Genomic DNA, 18,493 nt, shown 5'->3' with positions numbered 1-18,493 from the left:
ATGACCCAGACTTTAGGCCAGCTTGAAAACCGTGACGCCTTTATTGAACGTCACATCGGCCCGGATGCCCGACAGCAGCAGGAGATGCTGAAAACCGTTGGCGCCGATTCGCTTAACAACCTGATTGGCCAGATTGTGCCGCAGGATATTCAGCTGGCGACGCCGCCGCAGGTGGGCGAAGCAACCACGGAATTCGCCGCGCTGGCGGAGCTGAAGGCGATTGCCGGTCGTAACAAGCGCTTCAAGTCGTACATTGGTATGGGCTACACCGCCGTGCAGCTGCCGCCGGTGATTCAGCGCAATATGCTGGAAAATCCGGGCTGGTATACCGCCTATACGCCTTATCAGCCGGAGGTTTCTCAGGGCCGTCTGGAATCGCTGCTCAACTTCCAGCAGGTGACCCTCGACCTGACCGGTCTCGATATCGCCTCGGCCTCGCTGCTGGACGAAGCCACTGCCGCAGCGGAAGCGATGGCAATGGCCAAACGCGTAAGCAAACTGAAAAATGCCATCCGTTTCTTCGTTGCCGCCGATGTTCATCCGCAGACTCTGGACGTGGTACGTACCCGCGCGGAAACTTTTGGTTTCGATGTGATTGTCGATGAGGCTGAAAAAGCCCTCGATCATCAGGATGTCTTTGGCGTGCTGCTGCAGCAGGTAGGGACTACCGGCGAAGTTCATGATTACAGCAAACTGATTGCTGACCTGAAAGCGCGTAAAGTGGTTGTCAGCGTCGCGGCCGATTTTATGGCGCTGGTTCTGCTAACCGCACCTGGCAAGCAGGGCGCGGACATTGTTTTTGGCTCCGCCCAGCGCTTCGGTGTGCCCATGGGCTACGGCGGCCCGCACGCGGCGTTTTTTGCTGCAAAAGATGAATTCAAACGCTCCATGCCGGGCCGTATCATCGGCGTATCGAAAGATGCGGCGGGTAATACCGCGCTGCGCATGGCGATGCAGACTCGTGAGCAGCATATTCGCCGCGAGAAAGCGAACTCCAATATCTGTACCTCCCAGGTTCTGCTGGCCAATATTGCCAGCCTGTACGCCGTGTTCCACGGTCCGGTCGGCCTGAAGCGTATCGCCAGCCGCATCCATCGCCTGACCGATATTCTGGCCGATGGTCTGCAGAAAAAAGGCCTTAAGCTCCGTCATGCGCACTATTTCGATACCCTGTGCGTGGAAGTTGCTGATAAAGCGGCGGTGCTGGCGCGGGCAGAAGCGCTGTGCATCAACCTGCGCAGCGATATTCATCATGCCGTCGGGATCACGCTCGACGAAGCCACGACGCGTGAAGACGTACAAAACCTGTTCCGCGCGATAGTGGGCGACGATCATGGTCTGGATATCGATACCTTGGATAAAGACGTGGCTCTCGATAGCCGTTCGATTCCTGCCAGCATGCTGCGTGACGATGCGATCCTCACTCATCCGGTGTTCAACCGCTACCACAGCGAAACCGAGATGATGCGCTATATGCATGCGCTTGAGCGTAAGGATCTGGCGCTGAACCAGGCGATGATCCCGCTGGGCTCCTGCACCATGAAGCTGAATGCCGCCGCCGAGATGATCCCGATCACCTGGCCGGAGTTTGCCGAACTGCACCCGTTCTGCCCGGTCGAGCAGGCTGAAGGCTATCATCAGATGATCGCTCAGCTCTCCGACTGGCTGGTTAAGCTGACCGGCTATGATGCGGTCTGCATGCAGCCGAACTCCGGCGCGCAGGGTGAATACGCGGGCCTGCTGGCAATTCGTCATTTTCATGAGAGCCGCAACGAAGGACACCGCGATATCTGCCTGATCCCAAGCTCCGCGCACGGTACCAACCCGGCTTCCGCGCAGATGGCGGGGATGCAGGTAGTCGTGGTGGCCTGTGATAAAAACGGCAACATCGATCTTGCGGACCTGCGGGCTAAAGCCGAGCAGCATGCGGCGAATCTCTCCTGCATCATGGTCACCTATCCGTCCACCCACGGCGTTTATGAAGAAACCATCCGCGAAGTGTGTGAAGTGGTGCATCAGTTTGGCGGCCAGGTTTACCTTGACGGCGCGAACATGAACGCTCAGGTCGGTATTACCTCTCCGGGCTTTATCGGCGCGGACGTATCGCACCTCAACCTGCATAAAACCTTCTGTATTCCGCACGGCGGCGGCGGCCCGGGTATGGGGCCTATCGGCGTCAAATCACACCTGGCGCCGTTTGTTCCGGGCCACAGCGTGGTGCAAATTGAAGGCATGCTGACCCGTCAGGGCGCGGTTTCCGCCGCACCGTTCGGCAGCGCCTCCATTCTGCCGATCAGCTGGATGTATATCCGTATGATGGGCGCAGAAGGGCTGAAACAGGCGAGCCAGATGGCGATTCTGAATGCCAACTATATCGCTACCCGCCTGAAAGACGCGTTTCCGGTGCTGTATACCGGCCGCGACGGTCGCGTGGCGCACGAATGTATTCTGGATATTCGTCCGCTGAAAGAAGAGACCGGGATCAGCGAACTGGATATTGCTAAGCGACTGATTGATTTCGGCTTCCATGCCCCAACCATGTCCTTCCCGGTAGCCGGTACGCTGATGGTTGAACCTACTGAATCGGAAAGCAAAGTTGAGCTGGACCGCTTTATCGATGCGATGCTGGCGATTCGTGCCGAGATCGACCGCGTGAAAGCCGGTGAGTGGCCGCTGGAAGATAACCCGCTGGTGAATGCTCCGCACACCCAGGGTGAACTGGTAAGCGAGTGGAACCATCCGTACACCCGCGAGCTGGCGGTATTCCCGGCAGGTCTGAACAACAAATACTGGCCGACCGTGAAGCGTCTGGACGATGTGTACGGCGACCGTAACCTGTTCTGCTCCTGCGTACCAATGAGCGAATACCAGTAATCTGCTGATTAGACTATCTTTTAAAGGCGCTGCGGCGCCTTTATTTTTTGGGAGAATGGCATGGCGATAGCATTGGTGACGGGCGGAAGCCGTGGGATAGGTAAAGCGACGGCGCTGCTGCTGGCGCTGGAAGGCTATACCGTGGTGGTGAATTACCATCAGAATAGCGCCGCCGCGACCGGCGTGGTGAATGAGATTAACGCCAGCGGTGGCAAAGCCGTTGCGCTACAGGCGGATGTCAGCGATGAAGCGCAGGTGATGGCGATGTTCGCCGCTATCGACCGTCTCGGCGAACCGCTCTGCGCGCTGGTCAATAACGCCGGGATTTTATTTACCCAGGGGACGATTGAAAGCCTTTGCGCCGAGCGAATTAACCGGGTGCTGGCCACCAATGTGACCGGGTACTTCCTCTGCTGCCGGGAGGCGGTAAAGCGGATGTCGCACAAGCACGGTGGCAAAGGTGGAGCGATTGTGAATGTGTCGTCCGCGGCATCACGCCTTGGGGCGCCGGGGGAGTATGTGGATTATGCCGCTTCAAAAGGCGCGGTTGATACCCTGACTACCGGCCTGTCGCTGGAGGTCGCGGCGCAGGGGATCCGGGTTAACGGCGTGCGCCCCGGATTAATCTATACCGATATGCACGCCAGCGGCGGCGAGCCGGGACGCGTGGATCGCGTCAAGTCGATGCTGCCGATGCAACGCGGCGGTCAGCCGGAGGAGGTGGCTCAGGCCATCGTCTGGCTGCTGAGCGACAAAGCATCCTACGTTACCGGCAGTTTCCTCGAACTGGCAGGCGGGAGATAATATACCGTCCGTTTTCCGGGTCGCGGCTAACGCCTTACCCGAGTTATACCGCACTGAATCCGTAGCTCTGCTAAGCGCAGCGCGAGCAGGGAAAGACGCTATGACGCCAGCCATAGCCGCAGGCGCATCCCCCAGCCGCTGGTCCAGCCGGTGGTGACTGACTTCACCTCACCGCGCGAGATAACGACCACGGTTGGCGTAACCTGTACCTCCCACCGTTGGGAGAGCTGGCCGTTAGCGTCGTTGATCGTCGGCAGCGCCAATTTTTTATGCGTCAGCCATCTCGTAAGGGTGGCGTTATCGCCGGAGCGGAGCGCTACCGTCATGACATTGCCGTCATCGTTGGCTAAAGCTGCCACCGCAGGAGTGGTATATCGACATATGCTGCACCAGGTGGCCCAGACGTACAGTAACAAGGGGCGCTCGTGGCTCATTGCCGCCAGATCCACCGTCTGCCCCTCAAGCGTTTGCAGCGGCGTAGTAGAGAAATTCTGCGGTAGTGCTGGTTTGCGCAGGTAATCCACCGCCAGGCTTATCGCGGCAGCAACCAGCAGCCAGGTCAGAATCTGTCTGAATACTTTAAGCATTATTTTTCTACATTGTTGTTCGCCGGAATGGCCAGCAGCGTACGATGTTGCTTCATCAGCTAAGCGACGACGCCTTAAATATTGATGTGTTTTATCTTATCGGACGCAAGTGTATTAGCAACGCTAACGCTGTAAAGAAGTGTCTGTTTTATGGGAAGTTTTGCCCCCTCCAGGCCCGGAGGGGGCAAAGTGATTACAGTTTCTCGCCGTTGCTGGCGATAACCTCTTTGTACCAGCCGAAGCTCTTCTTACGCGAGCGGGACATATCGCCGGTACCGTCGTCATGCTTGTTGACGTAGATAAATCCGTAGCGCTTGCTGTACTGGCCGGTAGTGAAGGAGACGCAGTCAATGCAGCCCCACGGGGTGTAGCCCATCAGCTCAACGCCATCGTAAGTCACCGCTTTGATCATCTCTTCGATGTGGGCGCGCAGGTAGTCGATACGGTAATCATCGTTGATGCTACCGTCCTCTTCGACTTTATCGTACGCGCCAAAGCCGTTTTCGACGATAAACAGCGGTTTCTGATAGCGTTCGTACAGTTCACACAGCGCGTAGCGCAGACCCACCGGGTCAATCTGCCAGCCCCAGTCGGAGGCTTTAACGTGCGGGTTCGGCACGCTGCCTTCAAAGCCGGAAATCGCGTCGCCGGTGCCGCCTTCCGCTTTCACCGCGTTGGTCATGTAGTAGCTGAAGCCGAGATAGGCACAGGTGCCTTCACGCAGGATTTGCGTATCGCCGTCTTCCATTTTGATATTAAAGCCGCGGCGTTCCCATTCGTTCAGAACGTAGCTCGGGTAGTAGCCGCGCAGCTGGACGTCGGTAAAGACATAGCGTTCGCGCATTGATTCCTGGGCAAACATCACGTCCTCCGGCTTGCAGGAGAACGGATACAGAGGAACCATCGCCAGCATGCAGCCAACCTGCATTTCCGGGTTTATCTGCCGCGCCGCTTTCACCGCCAGCGCGCTGGCGACAAATTGATGGTGCAGCACCTGGTACATGGTCTCTTCCGGGTTTTCATGATCGGTATAGACCACGCCGGAGCAGCAGTAGCCAAACAGCGGCGCGCGCCAGTTACGCTGATTGTTGATTTCGTTAAAGGTCATCCAGTATTTCACTTTGTGCTTATAGCGCTCGAAGACCACTTCGGCAAAGCGCACAAAGAAATCGACCACTTTGCGATTAGTCCAGCTGCCGTACTGCTGGACCAGATGCAGCGGCATTTCAAAGTGGGATAGGGTAATAACCGGTTCGATGTTGTATTTCAGTAGTTCATCGAACATATCATCGTAGAATTTCAGCCCTTCTTCATTCGGCTGGGTTTCGTCGCCCAGCGGGAAGATGCGCGTCCAGGCGATGGAGGTACGGAAGCACTTGAAGCCCATTTCGGCGAACAGCTTGATGTCTTCTTTATAACGACCGTGGAAGTCGATGGCTTCGTGGTTCGGGTAGTATTTACCCGGTTCAACCTGTTGGGTTATCTCGCGGGGTACGCCGTGCGCGCCGCCGGTCAGAACGTCGCAGATGCTGGGACCTTTGCCGTCTTTATTCCAGCCGCCTTCAACCTGGTGCGCGGCGACGGCACCACCCCATAAAAAGTCTTTCGGTAAAGGAATTTTCTTCATCTTTGCTAATCTCGTCATAATTACTTGTTGGTTTCGAGTCTAACAAAGGAAATATAAATGTCACGATATAACAATTTACTCTTGATGGAACTTGTTACATCGAAAAAACATCCTGTTATTTTCAGCTGAGCTTACGCGCTAATTTACGCCCAAGGGTTTCAAGAATATAAATGACCGGGATCTGGGTGGTAATATCGTAAACGCCGCCGATGCGCGTTTGCGGAACGTGCCAGGAAAGGTTAAAGTCGGCAAGCTTTGCCAGCCGCGAGTGTTCGTGGCTGGTAATGGACATCACCTTACAGCGATGCAGGCTAAACTGGCTGGCGAAGCGCAGGATCTCCTCAGTTTCACCGGATACCGAAAGTACAATGGCCAGCGCATTGCGTGCCATATCATTGCTCACTGGAAAATAAGGATCGTCGATATGGTTGCTGAATTTTCCAACGTTAGAAAAGAAACGCGCACCATATTTTGCCAGCGCGCCGGAGGTTCCGGCACCGACAAAAATAATTCTTTCCGAAGAGACAATAATATCTACCGCCTGCTCAAGTAAACGATCGAATTCATCGTTATTCACGCTTTTAAAAAAGCTCATTATTTCGCTGGCGCCGATATTTGCCTGTTGAGGCTCGTTCTGCTCCAGATATAATTTAAAGCGTACGCGAAACTCCGAGTAGCCTTCGCACTGCAGCTTGCGGCAGAAGCGCAGGACGGTGGTCGTTGAGACCCCGGCCGCTTCCGCCAGCTCACGGATGGTCATGTACATCACTTTGTCGCGATTTTTAATGACGTAGTGATAGACCATCATCTCAAGATTATTGAGACTGGCAATCGCTGCGTGGGAGAAGATACTCACAGTGGCAAACTCACAATTCATAATAACCAGGACGGAATTATATCATGCAGCTAAATGACATTACCTTTTTTCAGCGCTTTCAGGATGACATCCTGGCCGGACGTAAAACAATTACCATCCGCGATGCAGCTGAATCGCACTTTAAAACCGGCGATGTACTGCGCGTTGGCCGCTATGAAGATGACGGTTATTTTTGCACCATTCGCGTGGTGGCGACGTCTACGGTAACGCTGGATACCCTGACTGAACTGCATGCGCAGCAGGAGAATATGACGCTGGCGCAGCTGCGTGAAGTGATTGCGGAGATCTATCCTGAAGAGAAGCAGTTTTATGTCATTGAATTCGAAAGGCTTTAATAAAATAGTGAACGGTTGTTAGTTGAAATAGTTATGTAACTGTATGATTTTAAACTGTTCATAAATATTCATCTTTTTATTTTAGCTAACAGGTGTTCACTGGAATCATTCTCAGTTAACCTAAGTGTGCTATTGAAAGCGTACTTGTTTTCGGAGTCAAATATGGTTCGCAAATCGTTAATCACTCAGGGATATTCTCTGGCAGAGGAAATTGCCAACAGTATTAGCCACGGAATTGGGCTGGTGTTTGGTATTGTCGGTCTGGTGCTGTTACTGGTGCAGGCGGTGGATACCAACGCCAGCGCAACGGCCATCACCAGCTATAGCCTTTACGGCGGCAGCATGATTTTGCTGTTTCTCGCCTCGACTCTCTATCACGCCATTCCGCATCAACGGGCTAAGCTGTGGCTGAAAAAATTTGACCACTGCGCCATTTATCTGCTGATTGCCGGGACCTATACGCCGTTTCTGCTGGTAGGACTAAATTCGCCGCTATCGCGCGGGCTGATGATCGTTATCTGGAGCCTGGCGCTGCTGGGAATTCTGTTTAAGCTGACGATTGCCCATCGTTTTAAGATCCTCTCTTTAGTGACCTACCTGACCATGGGCTGGCTGTCGCTGATCGTCGTTTATCAACTGGCGATTAAGCTGGCGATTGGCGGCGTGACGCTGCTTGCGGTGGGCGGGGTTGTCTATTCGCTGGGGGTTATTTTCTACGTCTGCAAGCGTATTCCGTATAACCACGCTATCTGGCACGGTTTTGTGCTGGGCGGCAGCGTATGCCACTTTCTGGCGATTTATTTATACGTCGGGCAGGTTTAAATAAATCCCCCGGCTCGCGCTGCGCTTAGCCGGGCTACCCGTTCACCGTCGTCTGCTGTTCTGTAGCCCGGCTAAGGCGTTTACGCCGCAAGCCGGGAAACTCATCGCAACTTAAGCTTCTTCCAGCGAATACGGCAGCGGCTCAATGCTCAGGCTGCCAGAGTCGTCGCGCACGCGAAATACGCTGTCCGGCTCCATATCATTATTCATCACTACCTGCACCAGAAGGCGGCCGTCATCCAGCTGCACGGCAGCCAGAACGGTGCCGGTACGACGCCAGTTTTCACCCATCTTCAGCTCCAGATCTTCCCCGGCTTCGGGCACGCGGCTGGCAGTTCCTGCCAGATACCACAGGGCGCGCTTATTGGCGCCGCGAAATTTAGCGCGGGCAACCATCTCCTGGCCGGTATAGCAGCCTTTTTTAAAGCTGATGCCGCCCAGCGCCTGCAGGTTGGTGGCTTGCGGAATAAACTGCGCGCTGTTGGCGCTATCGATTACCGGCAGACCGGCTTCAATATTCAGCGCCAGCCACTGCTGACTGTTATTCAGCTGCGCTTCGCCGCGCAGGGCATCAGTGATGCGGGTCGCGGTTTCCACATCGGTCACCAGCAGGAAGCGCTCGGCAGGGTGCTCAAACCACAGCACGCTGGTAACGCCTTCGCTGACAACCTGCTTATCGGCGTTTGGTAGTTCGCCAAACAGCGGCGCCAGAGCGGCGCGCGCCTGGAAACCGGCGACGCCCAACAACACGAGTTCATCAGCAGCAGCGATCGTTACTTTAGAGAATACCGCGTACTTTTTCAGTTCAGTCAGCTGAGCATCGCGCAGGCTGCGGCGTTCAATCCACGCAAACCCTTCGTTGCGGCGAAAAACGCGCAGGTTGCTCCACATTTTGCCTTTAGCATCACAGTGCGCGGCAAGCAGATGCTGCTCGTCTGTCAGATGGCTGACGTCGGCAGTAATCTGCCCCTGGAGATATTTCTCGCCATCCGGGCCGGTAATTGTCGCCAGAGCCCAATCGTCCAGCGTCATCAGCGTTAACGGCAGACGAGCGGAAGAAGAGGGCTGACGCGGAGGAAAAGGTGTAAAAGCCATAGTCATATCCTGAATAGCTTAACGCAGAGTGTATGACTAATGGTAAAAGAGCTATGGTGCAATGCAAGCGCTTTCGACAGGCCATTCGTGCCCTATAAAACCGGGAGCTAAAACGAGATAAATATTGAATAACCTGGTTATTTTAAGGTTTTCATGGAATAGCGCTCGTGAATCTTGATATTCCAGTGAAGTCGGTATCGAAAACGGGTTAAACTAAGCAATATCTTTATGCAGGAAGGACAACATGGACATTAATAATAAAGCCCGTATCCACTGGGCATGCCGTCGGGGTATGCGTGAACTCGATATCTCTATCATGCCGTTTTTCGAGCATGAGTACGATACGCTTAGCGATGACGACAAGCAGTTGTTTATCCGCTTGCTGGAGAACGACGATCCGGATTTATTTAACTGGTTGATGAACCATGGTGAGCCAGCTGATGCGGAACTGCAACGGATGGTAAAATTAATTCAGACTCGGAATCGGGAACGTGGTCCTGTGGCAATCTGATTTACGCATTTCGTGGCGATCGCAGTGGTTTTCACTGCTGATCCACGGCGTTGTAGCGGCTCTGGTGCTGCTGATGCCCTGGCCGCTGAGTTACACCCCGCTGTGGCTGATTCTGCTGTCGCTGGTAGTGTTCGACTGCGTGCGCAGCCAGCGGCGGATCCATGCCCGTCAGGGCGAAATAAAGCTATTAATTGATTCGCGCCTGCGCTGGCAAAAAGCGGAGTGGGATATTGTCGGCATCCCGTGGGTTATTAACAGCGGAATGCTGCTGCGACTGCGGCATACGGAAAACCATCGCACCCAGCATTTATGGGTTGCGGCGGATAGCATGGATGCGGGCGAGTGGCGTGACCTGCGTCGGCTGGTATTACAGAAACCGACGCAAGATTAAGCCAGGACTCAGGCGAACTGCTCAGCCATTTCGCCGAGGATTTGCTCGCACCAGCTCTGGATACGCTCGTCGCTCAGGTCGTACTGGTTGGTTTCATCGAGCGCCAGGCCAACAAACAGCTGACCGTCGGCGATAACCGGTTTCGGGCTGGTAAATTCATAGCCTTCGGTTGGCCAGTAGCCGATAAACTTAACGCCTTTAGTCGCCAGCTTGTCATGCAGCATACCGAGTGCGTCAAGGAACCATTCGCCGTAGCCGAGCTGGTCGCCCATGCCATAAAGCGCGACAATTTTATCCTGTAGATCCAGCGTATCAAGCTGCTGCCAGATTGCCTCCCAGTCTTCCTGGATCTCACCAAAATCCCAGGTAGGAATGCCGAGGATCAGGACGTCGTATTGCGTCATCAGGGTGGGAGAATCATCTTTCAGGTTATGCAGCGTCACCAGTTCAGGGCCGATGATATCGCGGATTTTCTCCGCCGCCATTTCGGTGTAGCAGGTGCTGGAACCGTAAAAAAGACCTATTTTCATCGCAAAAACGTCTCAATTCTTACTGTGACTTTGCGCTTAGTGTACCAGAAAGGCCGCGCCAGCCTGCAACTCGAATTATTTAGGGTATAATGGCGCCGTTTTAATAAGCAAAGAGGCCGCAGTGGAACAAGATCTCGCACAAATAGAGCAGTTTCTTGACGCCTTATGGCTCGAACGTAATCTGGCGGAAAACACGCTCAGCGCCTACCGCCGTGACCTGAACATGTTGGTTGAATGGCTGCATCATCGCGGTCTGTCGCTTGACCGCGTCAGCGGCGAAGATCTCCAGTCGCTGCTGGCGGAGCGGCAAACCGGCGGCTATAAAGCCACCAGCACCGCGCGCCTGCTAAGCGCCGTGCGTCGCTTCTTCCAGCACCTTTATCGGGAGAAAATTCGCCCGGACGATCCCAGCGCGCTGCTGGCATCGCCAAAGCTACCGCAGAGGCTGCCGAAGGATCTCAGCGAGGCTCAGGTTGAGCGTCTGCTCCAGGCGCCTTTGGTTGAACAACCGCTGGAGCTGCGCGATAAAGCGATGCTGGAAGTGCTGTACGCCACCGGTCTGCGCGTTTCGGAGCTGGTTGGTCTGACCATGAGCGATATCAGCCTGCGCCAGGGCGTACTGCGCGTGATCGGGAAAGGAAATAAAGAACGCCTGGTACCGTTAGGCGAAGAGGCGGTACTGTGGGTTGAAAATTACCTTGAGTACGGCCGTCCCTGGCTACTGAATGGCGTAGCGTCGGATGTGCTTTTTCCCAGCCAGCGCGCTCAGCAGATGACGCGCCAGACGTTCTGGCACCGAATTAAGCACTATGCCGTCCAGGCGGGGATAGACAGCGAAAAGCTCTCTCCGCACGTACTGCGCCATGCGTTCGCAACGCATTTACTTAACCATGGAGCCGACTTACGCGTGGTGCAGATGCTGTTAGGACACAGCGATCTCTCCACGACGCAAATCTACACCCATGTAGCGACCGAGCGTCTGCGACAACTCCATCAACAGCATCACCCGCGTGCGTGAGTGCTGAAAAAAAGGACTGATTATGAAAAAAGGTTTATTGATGTTCACTCTGCTGGCGACCACCCTATCCGGTGCGGCGCATGCCGATAGCGCGGCGATTAAGCAACTGCTGGCAAAGCTGGGTGTGCAGACTTCGGACGTTCAGCCTTCGCCGGTCAAAGGCATTAGTACCGTATTGACGGATGGCGGCGTGCTGTATGTTACTGACGACGGCAAGCATATTATCCAGGGGCCAATGTACGATGTCAGCGGCGCGCAGCCGGTAAACGTCACCAATGTCCTGCTGGCGGGGAAGCTGAACGCGCTGGAAAAAGAGATGATCGTCTATAAGGCGCCGCAGGAGAAACACGTCATCACCGTCTTCACCGACATTACCTGCGGCTATTGCCACAAACTCCACGAGCAGATGAGCGATTATAATGCTCTGGGGATCACCGTGCGCTATCTGGCCTTCCCGCGCCAGGGCCTGCAAAGCGAAGCCGAGCAGAATATGAAGGCTATCTGGTGTGCTAAAGACCGCAATAAAGCGCTGGATAACGCGATGAGCGGCAAGGCGGTTCAGCCGGCCAGCTGCGATGTTGATATCGCTAAACACTACACGCTCGGCGTGCAGCTTGGCGTCAACGGCACCCCGGCGATGGTGCTGAGCGATGGTACGCTCATGCCGGGATATCGCGATCCTAAAGACCTGAAAGCGCTCCTTGATGAGCATCAAAAACAGACAAGCGGTAACTGATTCGCGTGAAACAACAGATACAACTACGCCGTCGTGAGGCGGCTGACGGCGCCGATTTACCTTCAGATCTTCCTCCGCTGCTGCAACGGCTATACGCCAGCCGCGGCGTGCGCAGCGCGCAGGAGCTGGAGCGCGGCGTGAAAGGCATGCTGCCCTGGTCACAGCTGACAGGCGTAGAGAAAGCGGTAGAGATACTCTACGGCGCATTTAAGCAAGAGCTGCATATTGTCGTGGTCGGCGATTTTGACGCCGACGGCGCCACCAGCACTGCGTTGAGCGTTCTGGCTCTCCGCGCGCTGGGCTACGGTAACGTTTCGTACCTGGTGCCGAACCGTTTTGAAGACGGCTATGGCCTGAGTCCGGAAGTGGTCGATCAGGCGCACGCCCGCGGCGCGCAGATGATTATGACCGTTGATAACGGCATTTCATCGCATGCTGGCGTCGATCATGCCCATGCCTTAGGCATTCCGGTGCTGGTGACCGATCACCACCTGCCGGGGGATACGCTGCCGGCGGCGGAAGCGATAATTAACCCGAACCTGCGCGACTGTGAATTTCCGTCGAAATCCCTGGCCGGGGTTGGCGTGGCGTTTTATCTGATGCTGGCGCTGCGTACTTTTCTGCGTGATAAAGGCTGGTTTGATGAGCGCGGCATTGCGCCGCCAAACCTGGCGGATTTACTCGACCTGGTGGCGCTGGGGACCGTGGCGGACGTCGTACCGCTGGACGCCAACAACCGTATTCTGACCTGGCAGGGGCTGAGCCGTATTCGGGCGGGGAAATGCCGTCCGGGCATCAAGGCGCTGCTGGAGATAGCCAACCGCGATCCGCAAAAGCTGGCGGCGAGCGATCTCGGCTTTGCCCTTGGTCCGCGTCTGAATGCGGCGGGGCGGCTGGACGATATGTCCGTCGGCGTGGCGCTGCTGCTGTGTGATAACACCGGCGAAGCGCGGGTGCTGGCCAATGAACTGGATGCGCTCAATCAGACGCGTAAAGAGATAGAACAGGGAATGCAGGCGGAAGCACTGGCGCTTTGCGAGAAGCTGGAGCGCAGCAGCGAGGCGTTGCCCGGCGGGCTGGCGATGTACCATCCGCAGTGGCATCAGGGTGTCGTCGGCATTCTGGCTTCACGCATTAAAGAGCGCTTTCATCGTCCGGTCATCGCTTTTGCGCCCACCGGCGACGGGACGCTGAAAGGTTCCGGTCGGTCGATTCAGGGGCTGCATATGCGCGATGCTCTTGAGCGCCTGGATACGCTCTATCCGGGGCTGATTCTTAAGTTCGGCGGCCACGCTATGGCGGCAGGATTGTCGCTTGAAGAGGCGCGTTTTGACGAGTTCCAGCAACGCTTTGGCGAGCTGGTGACCGAGTGGCTCGACCCTGCGCTGCTGCAGGGGGAAGTGGTTTCCGATGGCCCGCTGGCGGCCTCTGAGATGAGCATGGAGATTGCGCAGATGCTGCGCGATGCCGGGCCGTGGGGGCAGATGTTCCCTGAGCCGCTGTTTGACGGGCGTTTTCGTCTGCTACAGCAGCGTCTGGTCGGCGAGCGTCATCTCAAGGTAATGGTTGAACCAGTAGGCGGCGGCCCGCTGCTGGACGGTATCGCGTTCAATGTTGATACTTCCATTTGGCCGGATAACGGCGTTCGCGAAGTCCAGCTTGCCTACAAGCTGGATATCAATGAATTCCGCGGCAACCGCAGCCTGCAGCTAATCATTGACCACCTCTGGCCAAATTGACAACAGTATATTAATGAGGGCGCGAATCCGGTAGAATTCCGCTCTTATCACCGCATTTTGACGAATCCATTAAAAGAAACCGACCATGTTTGAAATAAATCCGGTAAAAAACCGCATTCAGGACCTCACGGAGCGTTCGGACGTTCTTAGGGGGTATCTTTGACTATGATGCTAAGAAAGAGCGTCTCGAAGAAGTAAACGCCGAGCTGGAGCAGCCGGACGTATGGAACGAACCTGAGCGCGCGCAGGCGCTGGGTAAAGAGCGTTCCTCGCTGGAAGCCATCGTTGATACGCTGGATCAAATGTCCCAGGGGCTGGAAGATGTTTCCGGCCTGCTGGAGCTGGCCGTTGAAGCCGACGATGAAGAGACCTTCAACGAGGCCGTCGCTGAACTCGATGGGCTTGAAGAGAAGCTGGCGCAGCTTGAGTTCCGCCGCATGTTCTCCGGTGAATACGATAGCGCCGACTGCTACCTTGATATCCAGGCCGGTTCCGGCGGTACGGAAGCGCAGGACTGGGCCAGCATGCTGATGCGTATGTATTTACGCTGGGCTGAAGCGCGCGGCTTCAAAACCGAGATTATCGAAGAGTCTGAAGGCGAAGTGGCGGGCATTAAGTCCGTGACCATCAAGATTATTGGCGACTACGCCTACGGCTGGCTGCGGACCGAAACCGGCGTTCATCGCCTGGTGCGTAAGAGTCCGTTCGATTCCGGCGGCCGCCGCCACACCTCTTTCAGCTCCGCGTTTGTTTACCCGGAAGTGGATGAAGATATTGATATCGACATCAACCCGGCGGATCTGCGCATCGACGTTTATCGCGCATCCGGCGCGGGCGGTCAGCACGTTAACCGTACGGAATCCGCGGTGCGTATCACCCACATTCCGACCGGCTTAGTGACGCAGTGCCAGAACGACCGTTCTCAGCACAAGAACAAAGACCAGGCCATGAAGCAGATGAAAGCGAAGCTTTATGAGCTGGAAATGCAGAAGAAAAATGCCGAGAAGCAGGCGATGGAAGATAACAAATCCGACATCGGCTGGGGCAGCCAGATCCGTTCTTACGTGCTGGATGACTCCCGCATTAAAGATCTGCGCACCGGGGTGGAAACCCGCAACACTCAGGCGGTGCTGGACGGCAGCCTGGATCAATTTATCGAAGCAAGTTTGAAAGCAGGGTTATGAGGAACCAACATGTCTGAACAACAAGCACAGGGCGCTGACGCGGCAATTGACCTTAATAATGAACTGAAAGCCCGTCGTGAAAAGCTGGCTGCACTGCGTGAGCAGGGTATCCCGTTCCCGAATGATTTCCGTCGTGACCACACCTCTGACCAACTGCACGCTGACTTCGATAGCAAAGAAAATGAAGAGCTGGAAGCGCTGAACGTTGAAGTCGCCGTTGCTGGCCGTATGATGACCCGCCGTATCATGGGTAAAGCTTCTTTCGTTACGCTGCAGGACGTTGGCGGCCGCATTCAGCTGTACGTCGCCCGCGACGATCTGGCGGAAGGCGTATACAACGAGCAGTTCAAAAAATGGGACCTCGGAGACATCATCGCTGCGCGCGGTAAGCTGTTTAAAACCAAGACCGGCGAGCTCTCTATCCATTGCAGCGAACTGCGTCTGCTGACCAAAGCCCTGCGTCCGCTGCCGGACAAATTCCATGGCCTGCAGGATCAGGAAGCACGCTATCGTCAGCGCTACCTGGACCTCATTTCTAACGATGAATCCCGCAACACCTTTAAAGTGCGTTCACAGATTCTGGCTGGCATTCGTCAGTTCATGGTTGGCCGCGGCTTTATGGAAGTTGAAACCCCGATGATGCAGGTGATCCCCGGCGGCGCGTCCGCTCGTCCGTTTATCACCCATCACAACGCGCTGGACCTGGACATGTACCTGCGTATCGCGCCGGAACTGTACCTGAAACGTCTGGTGGTAGGCGGCTTTGAGCGCGTGTTCGAAATCAACCGTAACTTCCGTAACGAAGGCATCTCCGTTCGCCATAACCCAGAGTTCACTATGATGGAACTCTATATGGCCTATGCGGATTATAAAGATCTGATTGAGCTGACCGAATCCCTGTTCCGCACCCTGGCGCAGGACGTTCTGGGCCATACTGAAGTACCGTATGGCGATCAGACCTTCGACTTCGGTAAGCCGTTTGAAAAGCTGACCATGCGTGAAGCCATCAAGAAATACCGTCCGGAAACCGAGATGGCCGATCTGGATAACTTCGATTCTGCGAAAGCCATTGCTGAAAGCATCGGCGTTCACGTTGAGAAGAGCTGGGGCCTGGGGCGTATCGTGACCGAGATCTTCGAAGAAGTGGCGGAAGCGCACCTGATTCAGCCAACCTTTATTACCGAATATCCGGCAGAAGTCTCTCCGCTGGCGCGTCGTAACGACGAGAACCCGGAAATTACCGATCGTTTCGAATTCTTCATCGGCGGGCGCGAAATCGGTAACGGCTTCAGTGAGCTTAACGATGCGGAAGATCAGGCACAGCGCTTCCTGGATCAGGTTAACGCGAAAGCTGCAGGCGATGACGAAGCGATGTTCTATGACGAAGACTACGTTACTGCACTGGAGCACGGCCTGCCGCCGACCGCGGGTCTCGGTATCGGTATCGACCGTATGGTTATGCTGTTTACCAACAGCCACACTATCCGCGACGTGATCCTGTTCCCGGCGATGCGTCCGGTGAAATAAGTTCTGTACCCTGAATAGTTCGAGTTGCTGGAAAGCCAACGCACATGCAGCTTGAAGTATGACGGGTATACCGTAATAAACGAAACCCCAGCAGAGCTGGGGTTTTTTACGCCTGACGACTAAAGCTTATTAACGCGTTACGCGCATTATCGTCCGCAGCCTGCATCGCCATCCACGGGCTAAATGCCCATGGCGTTGCGCGGAGCCCGTTGAAGATATCCTCAAGATTGCTCCACTGAAAATCCATCGCTTCGTCGGGATTTATGCGTAAGGCGCTGGCTATCCGTGCGGCATAGACCGGACAGACCTCGTTTTCGACAATACCATTGGGGGCGACGGACCGATAACGGAATGCTGGAAAAACCGGAGTGATATCGGTGATTTCAACGCCTAGCTCAAAGCGGCAGCGGCGCTCAACGGCCTGTTCAAAGCTTTCTCCGGTTTGCGGGTGCCCACAAACCGAGTTCGTCCATACGCCAGGCCAGGCTTTTTTGCCCAGCGAGCGGCGCGTGACCAGCATTTGGCCTTGTTCATTAAATAGCCAGCAGGAGAACGCGAGATGCAAAGGGGTATTGAGGGTGTGGGCGGCATACTTCTCCAGCATACCTACGGGCTTATCTTGCTCATCCAGCAAAATGACATGTTCCCCGACCATGACAACTCCTGAAATAGAAAATGACCCGGCACAAACCTGCCTGGCCATGTACTCAGGCGACTAGGGTAGCCCATAAATGGGACAAAGGCATTACCAAAACAAGCCCAGGCAACATGTTGGCTAGCGGGAAGGGCGTCATGTTGTTAACGATGTATAACCCGGAGTGAGCGGTGGCCACGACTGACTGCGTTGCGCAGAGGCTGGAGGTCAACAGTTTGAGAATCATTTTGCAATACACAATCGCGTTCAGCTATCGCGCCGAAAAGGCCGGGACCTGTCTGGCGGGCAACGACGTCAGCCGGATACCTGGCTTTTAATACTTCTGTATGAAGGGTAGAGATTGGGGATTGCCCTGGGGACTGATATGATAATCGCCCCTGGTTGAGAGGTGAATGTTCGTGTTAAGCGCAGGACGCCTGATGAGAATACGCTTTGTTATTGCAATAATGTTGCTGAGCAGCCTGATCGTTGCGGGGTGTTCCAGCTCATCTGATTCCGGTTCCACCTACACCGTGAAGCGCGGCGACACGCTGTACGCTATTTCTCGCTCTACTGGCACCAGCGTCAGGGACCTTGCCCGTCTCAACAATATTTCACCGCCTTATACCATTGAAGTGGGACAAAAGCTGAAGCTGAACAGCGGCTCAGGGAGCACGGCGAAGGCGGGAACAACAGGCAAAAAATCGTCAACGAAGCGCACCGCCGCTGTGACGCCATCTTCGGCGGTGCCGCAATCCTCCTGGCCGCCGGTCGGGCAACGCTGCTGGCGCTGGCCAACCAGCGGCAAAGTGGTGCTGCCTTACTCCACCAGCGATGGTGGCAATAAAGGTATCGATATTGCCGGTAAGCGCGGCCAGCCGGTATATGCGGCAGGAGCGGGCAAAGTGGTGTACGTGGGCAACCAGCTGCGCGGCTACGGCAACCTGATTATGATTAAACATAATGAGGACTATATCAGCGCCTATGCGCACAACGACAAGCTGATGGTGAACAACGGCCAGAGCGTAAAAATTGGCCAGCAGATTGCCACCATGGGCAGCTCGGATGCGGACTCCGTACGGCTGCACTTCCAGATTCGTTATCGTGCGACGGCTATCGATCCGCTGCGTTATTTGCCGCCGCAGGGCAGTAAGCCCAAGTGCTAAAAGGTTATTTTATCGACAGTTAGCCCGGTTTGGGCT

The 18,493-nt window shown here is 55.3% G+C and carries 18 protein-coding genes; 12 read left to right on the top strand and 6 right to left on the bottom strand.

Going from position 1 to position 18,493, the window contains the following annotated elements:
• Positions 1 to 2,874 carry an aminomethyl-transferring glycine dehydrogenase gene (gene gcvP, locus GJ746_RS21265; RefSeq protein WP_154681975.1) on the top strand — a complete coding sequence of 958 codons (2,874 nt, stop codon included), beginning with the start codon at positions 1 to 3 and terminating at the stop codon, positions 2,872 to 2,874.
• A 60-nt stretch (positions 2,875 to 2,934) separates the two neighbouring features.
• Positions 2,935 to 3,678: an SDR family oxidoreductase gene (locus GJ746_RS21260; RefSeq protein WP_154681974.1), complete on the top strand. Its 744-nt coding sequence runs from the start codon at positions 2,935 to 2,937 to the stop codon at positions 3,676 to 3,678.
• Between the two features lie 98 nt (positions 3,679 to 3,776).
• On the opposite strand, the gene GJ746_RS21255 is transcribed toward GJ746_RS21260, so the two are convergent.
• The 3 genes from GJ746_RS21255 to GJ746_RS21245 form a co-directional block, all read right to left on the bottom strand.
• Positions 3,777 to 4,265 carry a protein disulfide oxidoreductase gene (locus GJ746_RS21255; RefSeq protein WP_227852717.1) on the bottom strand — a complete coding sequence of 163 codons (489 nt, stop codon included), beginning with the start codon at positions 4,263 to 4,265 and terminating at the stop codon, positions 3,777 to 3,779.
• Between the two features lie 193 nt (positions 4,266 to 4,458).
• Positions 4,459 to 5,892, bottom strand: coding sequence for a 6-phospho-beta-glucosidase BglA (bglA, locus tag GJ746_RS21250; protein ID WP_154682793.1), 1,434 nt, complete (start codon positions 5,890 to 5,892; stop codon positions 4,459 to 4,461).
• A gap of 121 nt (positions 5,893 to 6,013) precedes the next feature.
• The gene (locus GJ746_RS21245) at positions 6,014 to 6,742 is read right to left on the bottom strand and encodes a MurR/RpiR family transcriptional regulator (protein WP_154682792.1); all 729 of its coding nucleotides are present in this window, start codon (positions 6,740 to 6,742) and stop codon (positions 6,014 to 6,016) included.
• A 50-nt stretch (positions 6,743 to 6,792) separates the two neighbouring features.
• Between GJ746_RS21245 and yqfB the strand changes: the two genes are divergently transcribed.
• On the top strand, positions 6,793 to 7,104 hold the full coding sequence (gene yqfB / locus GJ746_RS21240; protein ID WP_154681972.1) for a N(4)-acetylcytidine aminohydrolase: 312 nt from the start codon (positions 6,793 to 6,795) through the stop codon (positions 7,102 to 7,104).
• Positions 7,105 to 7,266: 162 nt separating this feature from the next.
• Complete coding sequence (gene trhA / locus GJ746_RS21235; RefSeq protein WP_154681971.1) at positions 7,267 to 7,926, top strand: PAQR family membrane homeostasis protein TrhA; 660 nt, start codon at positions 7,267 to 7,269, stop codon at positions 7,924 to 7,926.
• Positions 7,927 to 8,037: 111 nt separating this feature from the next.
• On the opposite strand, the gene ygfZ is transcribed toward trhA, so the two are convergent.
• A complete protein-coding gene (gene ygfZ / locus GJ746_RS21230; protein ID WP_154681970.1) occupies positions 8,038 to 9,021 on the bottom strand; it encodes a tRNA-modifying protein YgfZ in 984 nt (327 codons plus the stop codon).
• Positions 9,022 to 9,265: 244 nt separating this feature from the next.
• On the opposite strand from ygfZ, the gene sdhE reads away from it, so the two are divergent.
• On the top strand, positions 9,266 to 9,532 hold the full coding sequence (gene sdhE / locus GJ746_RS21225; protein ID WP_154681969.1) for an FAD assembly factor SdhE: 267 nt from the start codon (positions 9,266 to 9,268) through the stop codon (positions 9,530 to 9,532).
• Positions 9,513 to 9,923 (top strand): protein YgfX, encoded by a 411-nt coding sequence (locus GJ746_RS21220; RefSeq protein WP_154681968.1) that lies wholly within the window; start codon positions 9,513 to 9,515, stop codon positions 9,921 to 9,923. The genes sdhE and GJ746_RS21220 overlap by 20 nt, the downstream gene beginning before the upstream one ends.
• 8 nt (positions 9,924 to 9,931) lie before the next feature.
• On the opposite strand, the gene fldB is transcribed toward GJ746_RS21220, so the two are convergent.
• The gene (fldB, locus tag GJ746_RS21215; protein ID WP_154681967.1) at positions 9,932 to 10,453 is read right to left on the bottom strand and encodes a flavodoxin FldB; all 522 of its coding nucleotides are present in this window, start codon (positions 10,451 to 10,453) and stop codon (positions 9,932 to 9,934) included.
• A 121-nt stretch (positions 10,454 to 10,574) separates the two neighbouring features.
• On the opposite strand from fldB, the gene xerD reads away from it, so the two are divergent.
• From xerD to lysS, 5 genes are all read left to right on the top strand, one after another.
• Positions 10,575 to 11,471, top strand: a complete 897-nt coding sequence (xerD, locus tag GJ746_RS21210; protein WP_154681966.1) for a site-specific tyrosine recombinase XerD — start codon at positions 10,575 to 10,577, stop codon at positions 11,469 to 11,471.
• Between the two features lie 22 nt (positions 11,472 to 11,493).
• The gene (gene dsbC / locus GJ746_RS21205) at positions 11,494 to 12,207 is read left to right on the top strand and encodes a bifunctional protein-disulfide isomerase/oxidoreductase DsbC (RefSeq protein WP_154681965.1); all 714 of its coding nucleotides are present in this window, start codon (positions 11,494 to 11,496) and stop codon (positions 12,205 to 12,207) included.
• 5 nt (positions 12,208 to 12,212) lie between these two features.
• On the top strand, positions 12,213 to 13,946 hold the full coding sequence (recJ, locus tag GJ746_RS21200) for a single-stranded-DNA-specific exonuclease RecJ (RefSeq protein WP_154681964.1): 1,734 nt from the start codon (positions 12,213 to 12,215) through the stop codon (positions 13,944 to 13,946).
• Between the two features lie 85 nt (positions 13,947 to 14,031).
• Positions 14,032 to 15,130 (top strand): peptide chain release factor 2 gene (prfB, locus tag GJ746_RS21195; RefSeq protein WP_154681963.1). Its coding sequence is split into 2 segments (ribosomal slippage): positions 14,032 to 14,106 and positions 14,108 to 15,130, totalling 1,098 coding nucleotides; the frame shifts between segments, so codons are not numbered across the junction.
• Between the two features lie 9 nt (positions 15,131 to 15,139).
• Positions 15,140 to 16,657 carry a lysine--tRNA ligase gene (gene lysS / locus GJ746_RS21190; RefSeq protein ID WP_154681962.1) on the top strand — a complete coding sequence of 506 codons (1,518 nt, stop codon included), beginning with the start codon at positions 15,140 to 15,142 and terminating at the stop codon, positions 16,655 to 16,657.
• A 106-nt stretch (positions 16,658 to 16,763) separates the two neighbouring features.
• On the opposite strand, the gene idi is transcribed toward lysS, so the two are convergent.
• On the bottom strand, positions 16,764 to 17,312 hold the full coding sequence (gene idi / locus GJ746_RS21185) for an isopentenyl-diphosphate Delta-isomerase (RefSeq protein ID WP_154681961.1): 549 nt from the start codon (positions 17,310 to 17,312) through the stop codon (positions 16,764 to 16,766).
• Between the two features lie 419 nt (positions 17,313 to 17,731).
• Between idi and actS the strand changes: the two genes are divergently transcribed.
• Positions 17,732 to 18,457, top strand: coding sequence for an amidase activator ActS (gene actS, locus GJ746_RS21180; protein ID WP_154681960.1), 726 nt, complete (start codon positions 17,732 to 17,734; stop codon positions 18,455 to 18,457).
• Positions 18,458 to 18,493: the final 36 nt, after the last annotated feature.

Source organism: Klebsiella oxytoca (assembly GCF_009707385.1).
Lineage (GTDB): Bacteria > Pseudomonadota > Gammaproteobacteria > Enterobacterales > Enterobacteriaceae > Klebsiella > Klebsiella oxytoca_C.
Note: the sequence above shows the minus strand (reverse complement) of the source record. Positions and strands in the feature narration are given on the sequence as shown.